Genomic DNA, 17,809 nt, shown 5'->3' with positions numbered 1-17,809 from the left:
CGGCTCAACGCTGCAGGGGATGGTCTGATGTCGCTCGTCTGCGTTCTCAATGGCCCGAATCTCAACCGGCTCGGGCAGCGTCAGCCGGAGATCTATGGCACCGAGAGCCTCGACCAGATCATCACACAGCTCCATGCCCGCGCCGAGGCGCTGGGACTTGCGCTTGATGCCCGCCAGTCCAACCATGAGGGCCATCTGGTGGACTGGCTCCACGAGGCGGGCGATCGAGGCGCGCTTGCCGTCATCTTGAATGCGGGCGCACTGGCCCACAGCTCGATTGCGCTCAGAGACGCCATCCTTTCTATCTCGACTCCTGTCATCGAAGTGCACCTCTCCAACCCGGCAGCGCGCGAAGGATTCCGGCATCAGAGCCATATTGCGCCCGTGGCGTGGGGCGTGATCCAGGGTTTTGGCGGCCTTTCCTACATGCTTGCGCTGGACGCCGCAGCCTCCTTGCGGCAAGGGGCGGCACGATGACCGAAAGCAGGAAGCCCGCGAGAGGGGAAGGGATGCGGGTCGAGCTTGAGCTCGTTCGCGAACTGGCCCGCCTTCTTGATGAAACCCATCTCACGGAAATCGAAGTCCACGATGGCGACCGCGCGATTCGCGTGGCGCGCAGTGGCACGCTCACAGTCTCCGCGCCGCCTGCCCTGGCGACGCCGGCGCCAGCGGCAGAGCCGCAAGTCGCAACGGCTGCGGCGCCGGAAGTGCCCGTTGCGGACCACCCGGGACTGGTGCGGTCTCCCATGGTCGGGACTGCCTATCTTGCGCCCGAGCCTGGCGCTGCGCCCTTCGCCAGCGTGGGCAAGAGCGTTGCCAAGGGCGATACCCTCCTCATCATCGAGGCGATGAAGGTGATGAACCCGATTGCCGCACCAAAGGCCGGCACGGTGAAAGCGATCCTCGTCGAGAACGAGCAGCCTGTCGAATATGATCAGCCGCTCGTTATCGTCGAGTAGGCCTGCGCCATGTTCGGGAAGATCCTGATCGCCAATCGCGGCGAAATCGCGCTTCGAGTGCATCGTGCAGCGCATGATCTTGGGATCCGCACGGTTGCAGTCCACTCGACGGCGGATGCAAGCGCCAAGCATGTCCGCCTCGCCGACGAGGCGATCTGCATTGGCCCGCCGCCGGCGCGCGACAGCTATCTCAACATCCCCAACATTATAGCTGCAGCTGAGATCGCCAATGCCGATGCCATCCATCCCGGCTATGGCTTTCTCTCAGAGAATGCCCGCTTTGCCGAAATTGTCGCTGAGCACCGGATCGGCTGGATCGGCCCAGCGCCCGAGCATATCCGCATCATGGGCGATAAGGTGGAAGCCAAGCGCGCAGCAGCCCGGCTGGGCCTGCCGCTCGTGCCTGGCTCTGACGGGCCAGTTGCGAGCCTTGCGCAAGCGCGCGAGGTTGCAGAGACGATCGGCTATCCGGTGCTGGTGAAGGCAGCAGCCGGCGGTGGTGGCCGCGGCATGAAGGTGGTGCCAAGCGCAGCCGAGCTTGAGACCGCACTTGCGCAAGCGCGCAGCGAGGCCAAGGCTGCCTTTGGTGATGACACCGTCTATCTTGAAAAATATCTCGACAACCCGCGTCACATCGAGTTCCAGATCTTCGGGGATGGCCAAGGCCATGCCATCCACTTGGGCGAGCGCGATTGTTCGCTTCAGCGCCGCCACCAGAAGGTGCTGGAGGAAGCCCCCTCCCCTGTTCTCACGGATGCCGACCGCAAGGCGATGGGTGAGCGCTGTGCAAAGGCAATGGCGGCGCTCGGCTACCGGGGCGCGGGCACCATCGAGTTCCTCTGGGAAAATGGGGAATTCTACTTCATCGAAATGAACACCCGCCTGCAGGTCGAACACCCTGTCACCGAGATGGTGACCGGGCTTGATCTGGTGCGCGAGCAGATCCGCGTGGCAGCAGGCCTGCCTTTGTCAATGCGGCAGGACGAAGTGGAACTGAACGGCCATGCCATCGAGTGCCGGATCAACGCCGAGGACCCGGAGAGTTTCGCACCGGCGCCGGGCCTTGTGACCGACTTCCACGCGCCGGGAGGCATGGGGGTCCGGATCGACAGCGCACTCTACAGCGGCTATCGAGTTCCGCCCCATTATGACAGCCTGGTGGCCAAGCTCATCGTCTGGGGGGCAACGCGCGAGGAAGCGCGCATGCGCATGCGCCGTGCGCTCGAAGAGGCGATCATCGGCGGGATCAAGACCACCATTCCGCTCCACCAGCGGCTGATGGCCGATCCCGACTTCATCGCCGGCGACTATTCGATCAAGTGGCTGGAGACATGGCTCAAGGAGAAGCCGTCCGGCTCATGAAGCCGCCGCCCAGCACGCGGCTGCCGGCATAGCACACGGCAGCCTGGCCGGGGGCCACTCCGAATTGCGGCTCGGGAAAGACCAGCCGGAAACCTTCCTCGCTGGCCGGGCCGGGTGCGAACAGCCGGGCCTCGACAAGCGGGGCAAGCGAGCGGAGCTTCACTTCCACCTCGCAGCCTTCGGGCGGGATCGGCGGCCCAAGCCAGTTGAGGGCATCAAGCCATACCGTCTTGATCGCAAGCGCTGCGCGCGGGCCAACGACAACCTGGTTGGTCTTCGCATCAAGCCGGACAACATAGAGCGGCTCGGCAAGGCCACCGATCTCGAGCCCGCGCCTCTGGCCGACAGTGAAGCCAAGAATGCCAGAATGGCGGCCGCGGATGCGGCCTTCGGTATCGACAATGTCCCCCGGCTGGTCTGCACCGGGCCGGAGCTTCCTCACGACGGCCCGGTAGTCGCCACCGGGGACGAAGCAGATATCCTGGCTGTCGGGCTTGGCGGCGACCTTGAGGCCGAAGTGGCGGGCAAGCGCCCGGGTTGCGCCCTTCTTTAGCGCACCCAGCGGAAAGCCAAGCCGGCGGAGCTGCGCAAGACTGGTCGCGAAGAGGAAATAGCTCTGGTCCTTCGCTTTGTCCGCCCCGCGATGCAGTTCAGGCCCCTCTGGCCCCTCCACCCGCTGGACATAATGGCCCGTCAAAAGCCGTGCCGCACCAAGATCATCAGCGACTTGGATGAGGTCGCGAAACTTGACGGTCTGATTGCAGCGGATGCAAGGCACGGGAGTTCGGCCGGCAAGGTAGGAGTCAGCGAAGGACTCCATGACTTCGGCCCGGAAGGCGGACTGGTAATCGAGGACATAGTGGGGAATCCCCAGCCGGTCGGCGACGGCGCGGGCATCGGCAATATCGGAGCCAGCGCAACAGGCGCCCTCGCGCTGCGGCGCTGTGTCGCTGTCGGACAAGCGCATGGTAACCCCGATGGTCTCGCAGCCCCGCGCCACTGCAAGGGCAGCAACGACGCTTGAGTCGACTCCACCGGACATGGCAACAACAACCCTCTCCCCTCTTTCGGGAAGAATTTGGAGGGCGTCATCGCGCCATTGGGCGGCCATGTCAGGTTGGACATGTCCGCCAGGTTTGGTGACAAAGGTTTGCAATTCATTCACGCTTTATGCGCTATCCGCGAAGCGGCATCGGCTCAAGACCGGCACAACTGTGCCGTTCCTGCGACCGATGGCATCGCGGTCGGGTGGGTCGGATCGCTCGGCGGCCATGGCTGCAGACGGAGGCCCCGGGGCTCCCAGCTGCAGGGCCACGGACCGCCTCGTCTCTTCGATCGCGAGGGCCAAAACTGATGCGCGGAGGCAAGAGACATGAGCATCGAACACCGGGGGCGCGCAACCGACTGGGCGGTCGCACGCCGGCATGCCGAGCCGGATCTGCTGGCAGGGGGAAGGGAAGCGCCAGCACGCCCGGCCTCCGTTCCGGGACCCGGCGGTACGCGGATCACGCTTGCAGACCTTCCACCGCCGACCACGACCAGATGGGTGGTGCGCCGCAAGGCCGAAGTCCTTGCTGCAGTCAATGGAGGTCTTCTCACAGCGTCGGAGGCTTGTGCTCGCTATGGGCTTTCACCAGAGGAGCTCGAGCTTTGGCAGCAGGCGGTAGACCGCGCTGGCGTGCCAGGGCTCCGTGTCACTCGGATCCAGCTCTATCGTGAGCTCGACCGTATGAAGCGGCCGGCCGGGCAGGCGGCCAAGATGAACTCCGCGCCGTCGCGGACGTCGTTCCCGGCCTGAGTTTTGCAAGCCCGCGGAGGATGGACATGCCGGTGCACCAGAGCCATCAGGATTACCATGAGGATCACCGGCCGCTTGTGGTCGGCGAAGAGCAACTGCCCGCACGCGCGCCAGAGCAGGCGCGGCCGCGGCCTGTGCTCGATAGGCGCTCGGCTCCAGTCGGGCTGCAAGATGTTGACGCGGCGGCTGGATCGGCATCACCGGCCATCAGCAGCGAGAGTGAGCTCAAGAAGTCTGCGCGCTTGCTCCTGGTTGAGGATGACAGGCTGCTTGCCGACGTTCTTGCCCGCATGCTCGAGGGTGCCGGCTACACCGTCTATGTGACTGCGCTTGGCGATGACGCGCTCGAGCTTGCGCGAGCCTATCGCTTCGACGCTGTCCTGCTTGATCTCACCCTTCCTGACCTACCTGGCCAGTCCGTCCTGAAGGCGCTAAGAGCCGGGCGCGCGGATATGCCCGTCATCATTCTCTCGGGCGAAAATTCGCTTGCCGTAAAGCTCGAGGGTTTTGAGGAGGGGGCTGATGACTATATCGTCAAGCCTTTCCACCCCGATGAGCTTCTTGCCCGAGTCCATGCACTTATCCGAAGGTCGCGGGCAGCGGCACCAACTTTGGTCGAATTGGGGCCGCTTAGCATCGATTTCGGTGTCCGCCGAGCCAGTATTCAAGGAGTGCCCGTGCCCTTGACTGGCAAGGAGTTTCAGTGCCTTGCCTTCCTGGCCCAGCGCAGGGGGACGACCGTCACCAAGGAAATGTTCCTCGCGCACCTCTACGGCGGCGAGGACGAGCCGGAAATGAAGATCATCGACGTCTTCATCTGCAAGCTTCGGCGCAAGCTTGCGGAAGCCGGCTGCCCGCCCATCATCGAAACCGTGTGGGGCCGTGGCTACACCATCGCCAACGAAAGCTAGGGTCAAGAAGAGCTAGGGGTTGCGCGGGCGGGCAAGTGCACGCACGACGCCGCGCAGTGTGCGGATCTCGTCTGCCGTGAAGCGGGCAGCGGAAAGGATTCCGGCAAGCGTCCGCCGCGTGGCCCGAGTGCGCTCCGGCGGGTGGAAATAGCCTGCAGCAGCGAGTGCCTCATTGAGCTGGGCGAGCAAGCCTGCCAAGTCGGCATGCGGCGCCGGGATGCGTTCTGCTGCAGCAAGCGGGCTGGCCTGGGCCAGAAACCATTCATAGGCAAGGACAAGCACTGACTGGGCGAGGTTCAGGCTGGCAAAGGACGGCGCCGCCGGGATCGTGACCAGGGTCTGGACTGTCACGATATCGTCGGTTGCAAGACCCGAGCGCTCGGGGCCGAAGAGGATCCCCGCTTTGCCGTGGCTGCTGCGAATCGCGGCAGCGGCTGCGCGCGGCGTCATCACGGGCTTCATGAGGTCACGCGGGCGAAAGGTGGTAGCATAGCTCAGCTGGCAATCGGCAAGCGCTTCCCCGACACAAGCAAAGACCTGCGCCCGATCGAGCACATGATCGGCGCCGGCTGCTGGTGGCCCCGCATCCGGGTTTGGCCAGCCATCGCGAGGTGCAACAAGCCTGAGGTCAGACAGGCCGAAATTGGCCATGGCGCGAGCGACCATGCCGATGTTCATGCCAAGCTGCGGGCGCACAAGGATGATGGCTGGCTCCATGACCACCCCTTGCCGGCCGTCTCTTGCGACTGCAATTGCGCTGTTGGCGCCTGGGCTGAGCCGCCGCTAGGGCAGTCGGCCGTGCACGAACCGATCACCTTCACTCGCCCTGCCTGGCTTCCCACGCTGATGTCGCAGCGCTGGGCATGGGCCCTGGCACCAGCGGCAGGCGCCGTTTCCGCCCTCGCCTTCGCACCGCATGGGCTCTGGCCGGCCGCGCTCCTCGGTTATGCCATGCTCTTCCTTCTTCTCTTGCGGCCGGGGCGCCAGGCCTTCGGCCTTGGTCTTGGTTTTGGTGCTGGCCAGCATCTGGTCGGGCTTGGCTGGCTTGCGACTGCCTTCAGCTACCAGTCGGCGATGCCGGTATGGTTCGGGCACTTGGCGCATGCAGGCCTGGCCCTGTTCCTTGCACTTTATCCGGCGCTCGCTGCCCTCCTCGCGCGGTGGATTGCCAGCGCTCCGCTGCCCCTTGCGCTCGCTCTTGCAGGCACGCTCACGCTCTCGGAAATCCTTCGCGGCTGGCTGTTCACTGGCTTCCCGTGGAACCCGCCCGGCGTGGCACTGCTGCCCCTGCCGGGGGTGCGCGATTCAGCTGCCAGCATCGGCGCCGATGGTCTTGGCACCATGCTGGTGCTGGCCTCGGGTGCGCTTGCCCTTCTTGCTCTTGCACGGCTGCTGGCCGCAGCCCTTCTTGCCCTTGCTGCGCTTCTCCTCGCCCTGCCAGGCCTTGCCCGCCTGCCGCTGGAGCCTCCCCCTTCTGGGCCGGCTCTGCTGCTCCTCATCCAGCCCAACAGCAGCCAGGCGGAGAAGCATGGCGAAAACGGGACCGAACGCCACCTCCTTGCCCATGTTGCCGCAACGGAAGCTGCGCTTGTGCAGCTTACAGCACGGGAGCGAAGCGCGCTTGCGGCAGTCATCTGGCCCGAGGGGGCAATCGAAATCCCGCCTGACGAGAATCCCTCTCTCAGCCGGCTGGTCACGCGCGCTCTGCCGCCCCACGCCTTTCTGCTTGCTGGTGGCATCAAGGCCGAACGCAATGCATCAGGCGAGGCCGTCGGCATCCGGAACAGCCTCTTTGCCTTGGATTCCCGGGGCCTGATCCGGCACCGCTACGACAAGGCCCATCTGGTGCCGGGCGGGGAGTATCTGCCTCTGCGGCGGATTGCCGAACCCCTCGGGCTGCAGCGGCTGGTGCCTGGCACGCTCGATTTCTGGCCCGGACCGGGGCCGGAAACCGTGCGGCTTCCTGGCCTGCCTGCCTATGGCGCTGCGATCTGCTATGAGATCATCTTCCCCGGCCGAGTGGTGGAACGCCGCAACCGGCCCGATATGGTGTTGACCGTCTCGTCCGATGCCTGGTTCGGCCCTGCCGGGCCGCCACAGCATTTTGCGCTCGCACGTCTGCGCGCCATCGAGGAAGGCCTGCCGATTGTCCGAGTGACGCCGACTGGCGTGACCGGCGTGATCGACGCGCGCGGGCGAATTCTTGCCCAACTGCCGCAAAACATCTCCGGCACAATCCTCGCGGCTGCGCCGCGCCCGCTTGCGCCGACACTCTTCGGCCGGTTCGGGCAGGCAATCCCGCTTCTCCTCGCCGTAGCGCTCGTCCTTGCCGCCATGGTGGGGGCTCGCAAAGGCACATAAAAGAAGCTTTAAGTCCCTTGCGATGTCGGGAGGGAGCGGCTAGCGGCCGAAGGCATGGCCCGATCGCATTTTACCTTCACTTCCGAATCCGTCTCAGAAGGGCACCCCGACAAGGTCGCTGACCAGATTTCGGATGCGGTCGTCGACCTTTTTCTCTCGCGCGATCCGGTGGCGCGGGTTGCCTGCGAGACGCTGGTGACAACGCAGCGAATCGTGCTTGCCGGCGAAGTGCGGTGCAACCCGGACGTGTTCCCGACTCTCGACGAGATCGAGACGGTGGCCCGCGCAACGGTGCGACGCATCGGCTATGAACAGCATGGTTTTCACTGGCAGACAGCCGAGTTCGCCTGTCACCTCCATGGCCAGTCGGCGCATATTGCCATGGGCGTGGATGAAAGCGGCAACAAGGATGAAGGTGCCGGCGACCAGGGCATCATGTTCGGCTATGCAACCGATGAAACGCCCGACCTCATGCCGGCAACGCTCTACTACGCCCACCGGATCCTAGAACGCCTAGCGCGGGACCGGCATGCGCGCGCAGTCGACTTCCTCGAGCCTGACGCCAAGAGCCAGGTGACACTTGCCTATGAGGATGAAGTGCCCGTGGGGGCGACGGCACTTGTTGTTTCAACCCAGCACACCCGCGAACTTTCAAACGACGCCGGCCAAAAGCGGCTGCGAGACTATGTGATGACGGTTCTCGAAGATGTCCTGCCCAAGGGCTGGCTTCCGAAGGACATGTCGCGGATCTATGTCAACCCGACTGGCCTATTTGAAATCGGCGGCCCGGATGGCGACGCTGGGCTGACGGGCCGGAAAATCATCGTTGATACCTATGGCGGGGCCTCGCCGCATGGGGGGGGCGCATTCTCCGGCAAGGACCCGACCAAGGTGGACCGGTCCGCTGCCTATGTGGCGCGCTATCTTGCGAAGAATATTGTGGCAGCGGGGCTTGCCCGCCGTGTGACCATCCAGCTTTCCTACGCCATCGGCGTTGCCGAGCCGCTGTCGATCCTGGTTGACACGCACGGCACCGGAACCGTGGCTGACGACCGGATCGAGGCCGTGTTGCCCCGCCTCGTCCGCCTGACCCCCAAGGGGATCCGCACGCATCTCGGGCTCAACCGGCCGATCTATGAGCGGACTGCAGCCTATGGCCATTTCGGCCGCAAGCCCGACGCCGAAGGCGGCTTCGGCTGGGAGAGGACCGACCTCGTCGAGGCACTGAAGGCGGAAATCTGAGCTCCACACCCGCATGGGGTGGTGCACGGGCAGGGAGATGCCCGCCGTTTTTGAGCCTCGCGGACACCCGCAGATCTGCGGCTTCCGGGATCATCGCTTCCGCGGACAGGCACAGCCGCTGGCGACCGTGCTGAGCCACCCGACACGCGACTGCTGCGCCCGCTAGGGCGGCCGCCCTCAGGCCGCTTTCCGCACCAGCGTGCCGGCACCCTCGCGGGTGAAAATCTCAAGCAACATCGCATGCGGGACTCGCCCGTCAAGGATGACTGCCGCATCGACGCCCGTTTCGACGGCAGCAACGCATGTTGCAAGCTTGGGGATCATGCCACCGGAAATGGTGCCATCCGCCTCCAGCTCGGCAACGCGTTCCGGCGTCAGGTCGGTCAGCAAATCGCCGGCCTTCGAAAGCACACCTGGAACATCCGTCAGGAGAAAGAGCCGCGCCGCGCCAACCGCAGCTGCGATTGCGCCAGCCATGGTGTCCGCATTGATGTTGTAAGTGGCGCCATCTTCTCCGGACGCAATGGGCGCAATGACGGGGATGAGATCCGCTGCCGTCAGCACATCGAGCACGGTGCGGTCCACCTGCGCAGGCTCGCCGACATAGCCGAGGTCGACGGCCTGCTCGATCATCGAGCCGGGATCGCGCCGCGCCCGGTCGAGCTTGCGGGCGACGACCAGCTGCGAATCCTTTCCCGACAGGCCAACCGCGCGTCCGCCTGCCTGGGCGATCCAGCTGACGAGCTCCTTGTTGATAGCGGAGAGCACCATCTCCGCCACCTCTGCTGTTGCGGCATCCGTGACGCGGAGCCCGTCGACGAAGCGGCTTTCATGGCCCAGCCGCCTCAGCATGGCGCCGATCTGAGGGCCGCCGCCGTGGACCACGATTGGCCGGATTCCAACGGCTTCCAGAAGCACGATATCCTCGGCGAAATCGCGGGCGAGCGCGGGTACGCCCATGGCATGCCCACCATATTTGACGACAAAGATCTTGCCCCGGTAGCGCTGGAGATAGGGCAGCGCTTCCACCAGGGTCTCGGCCTTTGCCAGCATGGCCGGATCGGGCGTGGCCGAATGGCGAGCGTGCGGCTTGACCGACATGGCCGTCCCTTGGCAGTCCTTTCCGACAAAAAAAAGGGCGTGCGACAATCTCTGTGCGCGCGCCGCCTTGCCGGCCAAGGGAGCGTCCGCTAGGCGGGTGCAAGAGGAGGCCTTCGATGCAGCAACTGATCAACGCGCTTGGTGGAGCAGAGGGGATCGCGGCGATGGCGCGCGAGCTCGGCGTGGACCAGGGAATGGTTGAAAAGGGTGCAGCAGCCCTCCTTCCAGCTGTCCTTGGCGGCTTCAAGCAGCAGGCGACAGCCCAGCCGGATGGTCTTTCCGGGCTCATCGGCATGCTTGGCAAGATGGGGGGTGGCGGTCTCCTCGATGCAGTGCTCGGCTCGGATCCAACCCCCGTTGAGAAGGGCAAGAGTTTGCTCGGCCAGATCTTCGGCTCTGAGGATGTTTCGCACAAGGTTGCCGAGCATGCAGCAAACCAAACCGGTGTGAGCGCCGACATTCTGAAGCAGATGCTGCCGATGGTGACGATGGCAGCCGCCGGCTTCATGTCTAAGCAGGCCGCAGCAGCCCCGGCAGACAGTGGCGGTGGTGGGCTGATTGGCTCCGTGATCTCGGCCCTGACCGGCGGGCGCAAGCAGGAGGGCGGCGGGCTTGGTGCAGTGGCCAGCCTCATCGACATGGACGGAGATGGCAACCCCCTCAATGACATCATGAAGCTCGTGAACCGCTGAGGATGCCGCTCCGCTTCCCCGAGGGCTTCCTCTGGGGAATGGCGACTTCTGCCTACCAGATCGAGGGTTCGCCCGCCGCCGACGGCAAAGGTCCCTCAATTTGGGACAGTTTCTGCAAGGTGCCGGGCAACATCCGCAATGGCGAAAGCGGTGACGTTGCAATCGACCATTACCATCGGTTCCAATCCGATGTCGCGCTTCTGCGCGACCTTGGCGTGGAGGCCTACCGCTTTTCCATCTCCTGGCCCAGAATCTTCCCGGATGGCGACGGCGAGCCCAATCCGGCCGGTCTCGATTTCTACATCAGGCTGGTTGACTGCTTGCTTGAGGCGGGGATCCGACCCTTCGCCACGCTTTATCACTGGGACCTGCCGCAAAGCCTCCAAGACCGGTTCGGCGGCTGGCAGCGACGGGAGACGGCCGAAGCCTTTGCTCGCTACGCCGGCTATGTTGCCCGCAAGCTTTCTGACCGTGTGCGGGACATCATCACAATCAACGAGTTCCGATCATTTGTCGACATGGGCTATCGGGGAGTCGAGATGGCGGTCGGCGGGCGCACTGTCCGCATTAGCCTTGCGCCGGGACTGGCGCTTGAACCCAAGGCTCTTGCCCAGGTGCGACACCTTGCCCTTCTCGGCCATGGCCTTGCCGTTCAGGCGATTCGCGCCGAGGGGCGGGCGGAGACGCGCGTCGGGCCGGCGGAGAATGTCGAGGTCGCTGTGCCAGTCAGTGCAACCCCAGCCAATATCGCTGCCGCGCGCGCCGCGATGCGGTATCTGAACGGCCCGTTCTTGACCCCAATGCTCGAAGGCGCGTACGACTCAGCTTGGCTTGCCGCGCAGGGCGAGAATACACCGGAGGTGCAGCCGGGCGACATGGAAGCCATTGGCGCGCCGCTCGATTTCGTTGGCCTTAACATCTACCGACCTGCCATTTATGTGATGGCAGAGGAGTCCGCGCGCGGCTGGCAGCCGGTGCGGATCAATCCCTCGCACCCGAAGATGGACTCGGCCTGGCACTTGCTCGACCCGGAGGCGCTCTACTGGGGCCCGCGGCTCGTGCATGACCTCTGGCAACCTGAGATCATCTACCTCACCGAAAATGGCTGTGCAGCGAAAGACGCGCTTGGGGCCGAAGGCGAAGTCCATGACACCGACCGGCTCATGTATCTGCGCGCCGCCATGACGGCACTGCACCGCGCCATTGCCGATGGCGCCCCAGTTGCTGGAAATTTCTTCTGGTCGGCATTCGACAACTTCGAATGGACTGATGGCCTCCAACGCCGGTTCGGGCTGGTGCATGTGGACTATGAAACGCAGGTGCGCACACCCAAGCTCTCGGCCCACTGGTTCTGCGAGAGCGCAAGGACAAACAGCATCGCCTGACCCCAAGTGGGTTTGCCCGCGGCGGCCCCGACCGGCTGCTTGAATTCCCCCGCGCCATTGCGCAACGAGGCGCAACCATTGCTAACAAGGGGGACCAGTTCGCATGCGTTTCATCATCCTTGCAGGTCTTGCGCTCTCTGGCGTGCCGGTTGCTGCCCAGGTGCCTCTGCCGCCTCCAGTCCGCTCGATGGTTGAGCGCGCGGCCGAAAGCGGAGACAAGGCCAAGCTCGACGCCGTCGTCGCAATTGCCAAGGACACCCACCCACAAGCCTCGGGCGAGATCGACCGCATTGTCGCAGAAATCGCCGCCCGCAAGGAAGCGGAGCGAGTTGAAGCGCTGAAGACCGCCGGACTCCTCGACAACTGGGGCGGCCGGATCGACGCCGGCGGCGCGATCCAGACTGGCAATGCAAGCACTCGCAGCCTCGCGCTTGGTCTCAGCCTTTTGCGGGATGGCCTCAGGTGGCGCCACCGGCTTGAGGCTTCAGCGGACATCCAGACGTCGAACGGCGAGACCGACCAGGAACGGATCCTCGCGGCCTGGCAGTCGGACTGGACGCTCTCAGAAGCGCTCTATGTCTACGGCCGCTTTGGCTATGAGCGGAATTTCGATGCCGGAATTGGCCGGCGCTTCATCGAATCGGCTGGTCTTGGCTTGCGGGCGATACGGCGCGAGGGGATGATCTGGGACCTCGAGGCTGGCCCGGCGTTCCAGCAGACACGCTATTTTGACGGTTTGCGCGAAGACAGCTTCGCCTTTCGTGGTGCCAGTCGGTTCCGCTGGACATTGGCGCCTGCAACGCGCCTGACCAATGACACCTTCCTCCTTGTGACGACAGCAAGTTCCGTCAACAACACGCTCGCGCTGTCGACAACGCTCTGGAAGCCGCTCTCGGTGGGCGTATCCTTCACCGTGCAGTGGGAGGAGGAACCCGCGCCTGGGTTGCAATCAACCAGCACTGTCACGCGCTTCACACTTGGTTATGAATTCTGACCGGGTTTAGACCCGGGCCGGCTCGGCAGTGGGAAGCACATAGTCGCGGAACTGCTCGCGCAGTGCCACCTTCTTGATCTTGCCAGTTGCCGTGTGGGGGATGGAGTCGACGAAGACGATTGCGTCTGGCATCCACCACTTGGCGATCTTGTCTGCAAGAAAGGCGCGAACATCGGTTTCGCTCACCGCTGCGCCCTCTTTGCGGACCAGCACAAGGAGCGGCCGCTCGTCCCATTTTGGATGCGGCAAGCCGATGACAGCAGCCTCAGCAATCCCAGGGCAGCCGACGGCAATATTCTCAAGGTCAATCGAGGAAATCCATTCCCCGCCTGACTTGATGACATCCTTGGCGCGGTCGACGATCTGCATATAGCCGAGCGGATCAATGGTTGCGACATCACCGGTGTCGAACCAACCGTCGGCATCAAGAATGTCGCCACCATCCCCCTTGAAGTAGCGGCCAACCACCCAGGGCCCGCGCACCATCAGCCGGCCGAAGGTCTTGCCATCGCGGGGCAAGACATTGCCGTCATCGTCCTTCAGGCACATCTCGACCCCGAAGATGGGGCGGCCTTGCTTTACTCGATATTTCATCTCTTCATCATAAGGAAGCGCGGCCACTTCCGGGAGCGGCGAGCCGACTGTGCCAAGCGGCGACATCTCGGTCATGCCCCACAGCTGCATGACCCGGACATTGTAAAGCCGATCATAGGTCTCGATCATGCTCTGCGGCACCGCCGAGCCCCCCACCCCGGTCCGGGTGAGCTTGCCGAGATTGCCCCCGGTCTTCTCGAGATGCTGCATCATTGAGAGCCAGATGGTGGGGACCGCAAGCGCGAGATCCACTTCTTCCTCGACGATCAGCTTCTGGAGTGTTGGCGCATCGAAATTGGGGCCGGCCATCACCAACTTCGCCCCGCAGGCGGCAGCCGTATAGGGTATGGACCAGGCGTTGGCGTGATACATGGGCGCAATCGGCATGATGACCGAACGCGCACCGACAGCAAAAGTGTCGGTCATGCAGGCCGCCATGGCATGGAGCACGTTGGACCGGTGCGTATATTCAACCCCCTTGGGATTGCCGGTGGTGCCAGACGTATAGCAGAGGCCAGAGGGCGCATTCTCGTCAACGACCGTCCACGGCCGGTCGTCGGGGGCGGCTGCGATCCAGTCCTCATAGCAGACGAAATCGAGCGCGCTGTCTGTTGGCATGTGGGCCCGATCGGTCAAGAGCACGTAGGTTTCGATGGTGGTGAACTTGCTTGCCAGCTTTTCGACCAGCTTCACGAAGGTAAGGTCGAGGAAGAGGATCCGATCCTCAGCATGATTGGCGATATAGACGATCTGGTCTTCAAAGAGGCGCGGATTGATGGTGTGGGCAACACCGCCCATGCCGGAGATGCCATACCAGCTCTCGACATGGCGATGGGTATTCCAGGCAAGGGTTGCCACCCGGTCACCGGGCCTGATTCCGTGCCGCCGCAAGGCCTCGGCCACGCGCCTAGCGCGAGCGCGCACACTCGCCCAGGTCGAGCGGTCGATGCGCCCCTCGCATGTCAGGCTGACAATTTCGCGCTGGCCGTGGTTTTCTGCCGCATGGTCAATCAGCTTCCAGACCAGAAGCGGCCAATCCTGCATGGACCCGTGGATCATCTGCAACCTCCCATGGTGGGGCTATCAGAACCCGCGTTGGGATTCAAAGCAGCCTTGACTGCGACGGAACAAAACAGGAACATGCTTGCGATTCGGAACGGCGAAAGGGCAATCCCGATGGCAAAAGGGCAATCCCGATGGCACTTGTGACCATGTCCATCTTTCTGCTGCTGGCGGGCTCGGCCCTTGCCATGATCGCCCAACGGCGATCGGCCATCTGGAGCGCGCTTGCTGGCGACTCGGGCCTCTGACGCGCTTCCCCAATGAGTCTGGCCAGCCGTCACGGCACGGGCGGTGGAACGGACACAGGCTCAGCCACCCCTGGCGATGCGGCTTGAAGGTCAGCCCGCCGGCGGCGGAAGCTGAGCGAAGCAAACGGGATCGAAAGCGCGTAGAGAAGCGCCAGCACAAACAGCGTTGCCCAGGGCGCAAGGGCAAGAAAGGCTGCCATAATCCCGATGCTTGCAAGCAAGGGCACGCGCGCATGGGCGGGAAGCCTGAGCGAAGTGCTGCTCCAGGTCGGCAGCGTTGAGACCATGAGACCCGCAGCGAGCAGGATGACAGCGCCTGCAATTGCGCCGCGCAGCTCTGGCCTTGAATCCCATGGCCCATCGAGCGCAAGACTGAAGAACAGGGGCGAGAGCGCAAGGCCAGCGCCCGCAGGTGCAGGCACGCCGGTCAGAAAGCCGAGCTGCTTGCGCGGCGTCTCCTCCCCGTCGAGCGCAGCGTTGAAGCGCGCGAGCCTGAGCGCGCAGCAGACGGCAAGCGCCAGGGCAGCCACCCACCCGAAGCGGCCGACATCCTGCAGGGCCCAGAGATAGAGGATGAGCGCTGGCGCCACCCCGAAGGCCGTCACGTCGGAAAGCGAGTCAAGCTCGGCGCCAAACCGGGAAGTGCCACGGAGCAGGCGCGCCACGCGGCCGTCGAGGCCGTCGAGGACGGCAGCGACCACGATTGCGGTCGCTGCCTTCTCCCACTCACCTCCGATTGCAAAGCGCACGCCCGTTGCCCCTGCCACCAGCGCCAGCATGGTAATGGCGTTGGGGATGAGCGTGCGCAGCGGAACCGGGCGCAGCCGGGCGGCCGAACGCGCCGGAAAGGGCGATTCATCCACAGCGCCAGCTCCGCGGGAAACCGGTGCCTCCGGCTTGCCATCGGGCTCTCGGTTGGGCTGCCATGGCACAGGTTCTACGCCATCCCGCGCCCGGGACAAAGCGTCAGGGGCGGCGGGCAAGCACGGTCTCACCGCCGATCGTCCGCTGGCCCTTGCGCACTGTTACCACCCAGCCTTCGGGGACATAGAGGTCGGTGCGGCTGCCAAAACGGATGAGGCCATAGCGCTGCCCGGCTGCCAGCATCGCCCCTTGATGCACGAAGGAGACAATCCGGCGGGCAACCAGGCCCGCGATCTGGACCACGCCCACGCGGGTGCCATCTAGAGCCTCAACGACCATGTAAGAGCGCTCATTGTCTTCGCTCGCCTTGTCGAGGCTGGCGTTGAGGAACAGGCCAGGGACATAGACAATCCGCCGTACCGTACCGGCGATCGGCGTACGGTTCACATGTACGTCGAAGATCGAGAGAAAAATCGAGATGCGGGTCAATCGCCCTTCCTGAAGGCCGTCCGGGCCGACGAGCTGACGCGGCACCTCCACTTCGGCAATCTGGCATACGAGCCCGTCGGCAGGTGCAACGAGCAGATCATCCCCCGGGGGCACGCATCGCTCGGGATCGCGGAAGAAGGCCGCGATTGCCGCCGCCGTCAGCATGCCAAGCCAGCCAAGCGGTGACCATCCGAACAGAAAGGCGAGGATGGCAATTGCTGCTGCGAGACCGACGAAAGGCCAGCCTGCGCGGTGCACCTTGGGCCAGCGCCACTCAGCAGGGGGACCAGCTGAGCTGGCAGCTGGCTCTTCCTGGCACGAAGGTAGAGGTGCCGCAGCAGGTGCCACAGATGGCGCAAGTGTGCCGACCGGGATTACACCCGACTTGCCCGACGCGGCAGCCGCAAGCCCGGAGGGCAATTCCGCTTGCGGAGCCCTTGGCTGCCCGGCTCGGCTGCTGTTGCTGGTCATGGACGCAAACTAGGGGCTCGAGGCGGGAAAGCGAAGCCCCGGGCAATGCGCAGAACGGAAAGTCGCCCGGGGCCTGCGGCTGGCAGCACCCTTTTCCGGCGCGGGCCGCGAGACTAGAGCAAAGGCCATGGCGACGCTCGCGCCCCTACCGGCCACTGCCGACCTGTCCCCGGCGCGCCCGTGCGCGCTGGCGGACTGGCTCCTTGCCGTCGCCGGCCTCGTGGTCCTGATGGTGCTGGTGGGCGGCATTACGCGGCTGACGGAATCCGGACTTTCCATCACCGAGTGGCGCCCAGTCACGGGCGTGCTCCCGCCCTTGTCGGAGGCTGCATGGGAACAGGAGTTCGCCAAATATCGCCAGACCTACCAATATGTTGCAGCCAACGCGGGCATGAGTATGTCGGCGTTTAAGATCATCTATTTCTGGGAGTGGATCCACCGGCTGCTCGGCCGGCTGATCGGCCTTGCCTTCGCCTTGCCGCTGGCCTGGTTCTGGCTCAAGGGCGCGATTCCCCGGGGATATCACGGGCGACTTGCGGCGCTCCTCGCGCTTGGTTCACTCCAAGGTGTCGTCGGCTGGTGGATGGTCACCTCCGGGCTTTGGACGGGAACCGAAGTCAGCCACCGGCGCCTTGCCGTCCACCTGTTGCTCGCACTCCTCATCCTCGGCGGCCTCGTTTGGACTGCACTTGATCTGCGCGCGCTCGCCGCGAACCGGAACGTGCGCCCGGCGCGGCTCACGCCAACAGCGCTCGGAGCGCTTGCGGTTCTCGCAGTCCAGCTCCTCCTCGGTGCCTGGGTCGCCGGGCTTCGCGCTGGCCATGTCGCCTCGACATGGCCGCTCATGAACGGGTCCTTCTTCCCCGAAGGCGTCACGTGGATTGGCTGGCGCACCTTTGTCGATGATCCCTTCCTCACCCATTTTCTCCATCGCTGGTGGGCGTTTGTGGCAGTCCTGGCGCTGGTGATGCTTGCCCGCTGCGCTCGAGCAGCCGGCAACCGCAGCGCATCACTTGCGCTGCACACCGTCGTCGGCCTGCAGCTGCTGCTTGGCATTGCCACTGTCGTGCTTGCGATGCCGCTGTGGGCTGCAGCTGCACACCAGGGCGTCGGTGCACTCGTGGTGGCGACCTCTGCCTGGGCAGCCCATGCCTGCAGTCGCCAGCCAACGGCATGAGCGGGCTCGTCTCGGTCTTTGCTGTTTTTGGAAACGCCACGGAGGCCGAGCGCATCGCCCGCGAGGTGGTGGGCGAAGGCCTTGCTGCCTGCGCCAACA

The 17,809-nt window shown here is 64.4% G+C and carries 17 protein-coding genes; 11 read left to right on the top strand and 6 right to left on the bottom strand.

Features of this window, described 5'->3' with window-relative positions:
- Window positions 1-27: 27 nt before the first annotated feature.
- From aroQ to accC, 3 genes are read left to right on the top strand one after another with little or no spacing between them, the layout of a single operon-like run.
- Window positions 28-477, top strand: a complete 450-nt coding sequence (gene aroQ, locus ACWIQA_RS07895; protein ID WP_448582521.1) for a type II 3-dehydroquinate dehydratase — start codon at window positions 28-30, stop codon at window positions 475-477.
- On the top strand, window positions 474-959 hold the full coding sequence (gene accB / locus ACWIQA_RS07890; RefSeq protein WP_448582520.1) for an acetyl-CoA carboxylase biotin carboxyl carrier protein: 486 nt from the start codon (window positions 474-476) through the stop codon (window positions 957-959). The genes aroQ and accB overlap by 4 nt, the downstream gene beginning before the upstream one ends.
- 9 nt (window positions 960-968) lie before the next feature.
- On the top strand, window positions 969-2,321 hold the full coding sequence (accC, locus tag ACWIQA_RS07885) for an acetyl-CoA carboxylase biotin carboxylase subunit (RefSeq protein ID WP_448582519.1): 1,353 nt from the start codon (window positions 969-971) through the stop codon (window positions 2,319-2,321).
- Here accC and mnmA read toward each other — a convergent pair.
- Window positions 2,296-3,432, bottom strand: coding sequence for a tRNA 2-thiouridine(34) synthase MnmA (mnmA, locus tag ACWIQA_RS07880; protein ID WP_448582539.1), 1,137 nt, complete (start codon window positions 3,430-3,432; stop codon window positions 2,296-2,298). The two genes, accC and mnmA, sit on opposite strands and share 26 nt — an antisense overlap.
- 330 nt (window positions 3,433-3,762) lie before the next feature.
- Between mnmA and sciP the strand changes: the two genes are divergently transcribed.
- Both sciP and ACWIQA_RS07870 read left to right on the top strand, forming a co-directional pair.
- A complete protein-coding gene (gene sciP / locus ACWIQA_RS07875; protein ID WP_448582538.1) occupies window positions 3,763-4,119 on the top strand; it encodes a CtrA inhibitor SciP in 357 nt (118 codons plus the stop codon).
- 26 nt (window positions 4,120-4,145) lie between these two features.
- Window positions 4,146-5,030, top strand: coding sequence for a response regulator transcription factor (locus ACWIQA_RS07870; protein ID WP_448582518.1), 885 nt, complete (start codon window positions 4,146-4,148; stop codon window positions 5,028-5,030).
- A gap of 12 nt (window positions 5,031-5,042) precedes the next feature.
- On the opposite strand, the gene ACWIQA_RS07865 is transcribed toward ACWIQA_RS07870, so the two are convergent.
- Window positions 5,043-5,747 (bottom strand): RNA methyltransferase, encoded by a 705-nt coding sequence (locus tag ACWIQA_RS07865; protein ID WP_448582517.1) that lies wholly within the window; start codon window positions 5,745-5,747, stop codon window positions 5,043-5,045.
- A gap of 81 nt (window positions 5,748-5,828) precedes the next feature.
- On the opposite strand from ACWIQA_RS07865, the gene lnt reads away from it, so the two are divergent.
- Window positions 5,829-7,391, top strand: coding sequence for an apolipoprotein N-acyltransferase (gene lnt / locus ACWIQA_RS07860; protein WP_448582516.1), 1,563 nt, complete (start codon window positions 5,829-5,831; stop codon window positions 7,389-7,391).
- 54 nt (window positions 7,392-7,445) lie between these two features.
- Window positions 7,446-8,633 (top strand): methionine adenosyltransferase, encoded by a 1,188-nt coding sequence (metK, locus tag ACWIQA_RS07855; protein WP_448582515.1) that lies wholly within the window; start codon window positions 7,446-7,448, stop codon window positions 8,631-8,633.
- 177 nt (window positions 8,634-8,810) lie between these two features.
- Here the strand turns inward: metK and argB are convergent, their stop codons facing one another.
- Complete coding sequence (gene argB, locus ACWIQA_RS07850) at window positions 8,811-9,734, bottom strand: acetylglutamate kinase (protein WP_448582514.1); 924 nt, start codon at window positions 9,732-9,734, stop codon at window positions 8,811-8,813.
- 116 nt (window positions 9,735-9,850) lie between these two features.
- On the opposite strand from argB, the gene ACWIQA_RS07845 reads away from it, so the two are divergent.
- From ACWIQA_RS07845 to ACWIQA_RS07835, 3 genes are all read left to right on the top strand, one after another.
- Window positions 9,851-10,426, top strand: a complete 576-nt coding sequence (locus tag ACWIQA_RS07845; RefSeq protein ID WP_448582513.1) for a DUF937 domain-containing protein — start codon at window positions 9,851-9,853, stop codon at window positions 10,424-10,426.
- Window positions 10,427-10,428: 2 nt separating this feature from the next.
- Entirely contained in the window at window positions 10,429-11,811 is a 1,383-nt protein-coding gene (locus ACWIQA_RS07840) for a GH1 family beta-glucosidase (RefSeq protein ID WP_448582512.1), read from the top strand.
- Between the two features lie 103 nt (window positions 11,812-11,914).
- Entirely contained in the window at window positions 11,915-12,805 is an 891-nt protein-coding gene (locus ACWIQA_RS07835; RefSeq protein WP_448582511.1) for a DUF481 domain-containing protein, read from the top strand.
- A 6-nt stretch (window positions 12,806-12,811) separates the two neighbouring features.
- On the opposite strand, the gene ACWIQA_RS07830 is transcribed toward ACWIQA_RS07835, so the two are convergent.
- The 3 genes from ACWIQA_RS07830 to ACWIQA_RS07820 all read right to left on the bottom strand — a co-directional run bounded on the left by ACWIQA_RS07830 (window position 12,812) and on the right by ACWIQA_RS07820 (window position 16,410).
- Window positions 12,812-14,458 carry a long-chain fatty acid--CoA ligase gene (locus ACWIQA_RS07830; protein WP_448582510.1) on the bottom strand — a complete coding sequence of 549 codons (1,647 nt, stop codon included), beginning with the start codon at window positions 14,456-14,458 and terminating at the stop codon, window positions 12,812-12,814.
- Between the two features lie 280 nt (window positions 14,459-14,738).
- Window positions 14,739-15,572: a CDP-alcohol phosphatidyltransferase family protein gene (locus ACWIQA_RS07825; RefSeq protein ID WP_448582509.1), complete on the bottom strand. Its 834-nt coding sequence runs from the start codon at window positions 15,570-15,572 to the stop codon at window positions 14,739-14,741.
- Between the two features lie 103 nt (window positions 15,573-15,675).
- A complete protein-coding gene (locus tag ACWIQA_RS07820; protein ID WP_448582537.1) occupies window positions 15,676-16,410 on the bottom strand; it encodes a phosphatidylserine decarboxylase in 735 nt (244 codons plus the stop codon).
- Window positions 16,411-16,660: 250 nt separating this feature from the next.
- Between ACWIQA_RS07820 and ACWIQA_RS07815 the strand changes: the two genes are divergently transcribed.
- Window positions 16,661-17,710, top strand: a complete 1,050-nt coding sequence (locus ACWIQA_RS07815; RefSeq protein WP_448582508.1) for a COX15/CtaA family protein — start codon at window positions 16,661-16,663, stop codon at window positions 17,708-17,710.
- Window positions 17,711-17,809: the final 99 nt, after the last annotated feature.

Source organism: Thermaurantiacus sp. (genome assembly GCF_053487655.1).
The sequence above is the reverse complement of the archived record's forward strand: the minus strand, read 5'-3'. Positions and strand labels throughout refer to the sequence as shown.

Excerpts from the sequence above, each read along its gene's own strand:
- mnmA (WP_448582539.1), bottom strand. The coding sequence starts at position 3,432 with ATGGCCGCCCAATGGCGCGATGACGCCCTCCAAATTCTTCCCGAAAGA.
- ACWIQA_RS07865 (WP_448582517.1), bottom strand. The coding sequence starts at position 5,747 with ATGGAGCCAGCCATCATCCTTGTGCGCCCGCAGCTTGGCATGAACATC.
- accB (WP_448582520.1), top strand. The coding sequence starts at position 474 with ATGACCGAAAGCAGGAAGCCCGCGAGAGGGGAAGGGATGCGGGTCGAG.
- ACWIQA_RS07815 (WP_448582508.1), top strand. The coding sequence starts at position 16,661 with ATGGCGACGCTCGCGCCCCTACCGGCCACTGCCGACCTGTCCCCGGCG.
- ACWIQA_RS07870 (WP_448582518.1), top strand. The coding sequence starts at position 4,146 with ATGCCGGTGCACCAGAGCCATCAGGATTACCATGAGGATCACCGGCCG.
- ACWIQA_RS07840 (WP_448582512.1), top strand. The coding sequence starts at position 10,429 with ATGCCGCTCCGCTTCCCCGAGGGCTTCCTCTGGGGAATGGCGACTTCT.
- argB (WP_448582514.1), bottom strand. The coding sequence starts at position 9,734 with ATGTCGGTCAAGCCGCACGCTCGCCATTCGGCCACGCCCGATCCGGCC.
- ACWIQA_RS07830 (WP_448582510.1), bottom strand. The coding sequence starts at position 14,458 with ATGATCCACGGGTCCATGCAGGATTGGCCGCTTCTGGTCTGGAAGCTG.
- ACWIQA_RS07845 (WP_448582513.1), top strand. The coding sequence starts at position 9,851 with ATGCAGCAACTGATCAACGCGCTTGGTGGAGCAGAGGGGATCGCGGCG.
- ACWIQA_RS07835 (WP_448582511.1), top strand. The coding sequence starts at position 11,915 with ATGCGTTTCATCATCCTTGCAGGTCTTGCGCTCTCTGGCGTGCCGGTT.
- aroQ (WP_448582521.1), top strand. The coding sequence starts at position 28 with ATGTCGCTCGTCTGCGTTCTCAATGGCCCGAATCTCAACCGGCTCGGG.
- metK (WP_448582515.1), top strand. The coding sequence starts at position 7,446 with ATGGCCCGATCGCATTTTACCTTCACTTCCGAATCCGTCTCAGAAGGG.
- accC (WP_448582519.1), top strand. The coding sequence starts at position 969 with ATGTTCGGGAAGATCCTGATCGCCAATCGCGGCGAAATCGCGCTTCGA.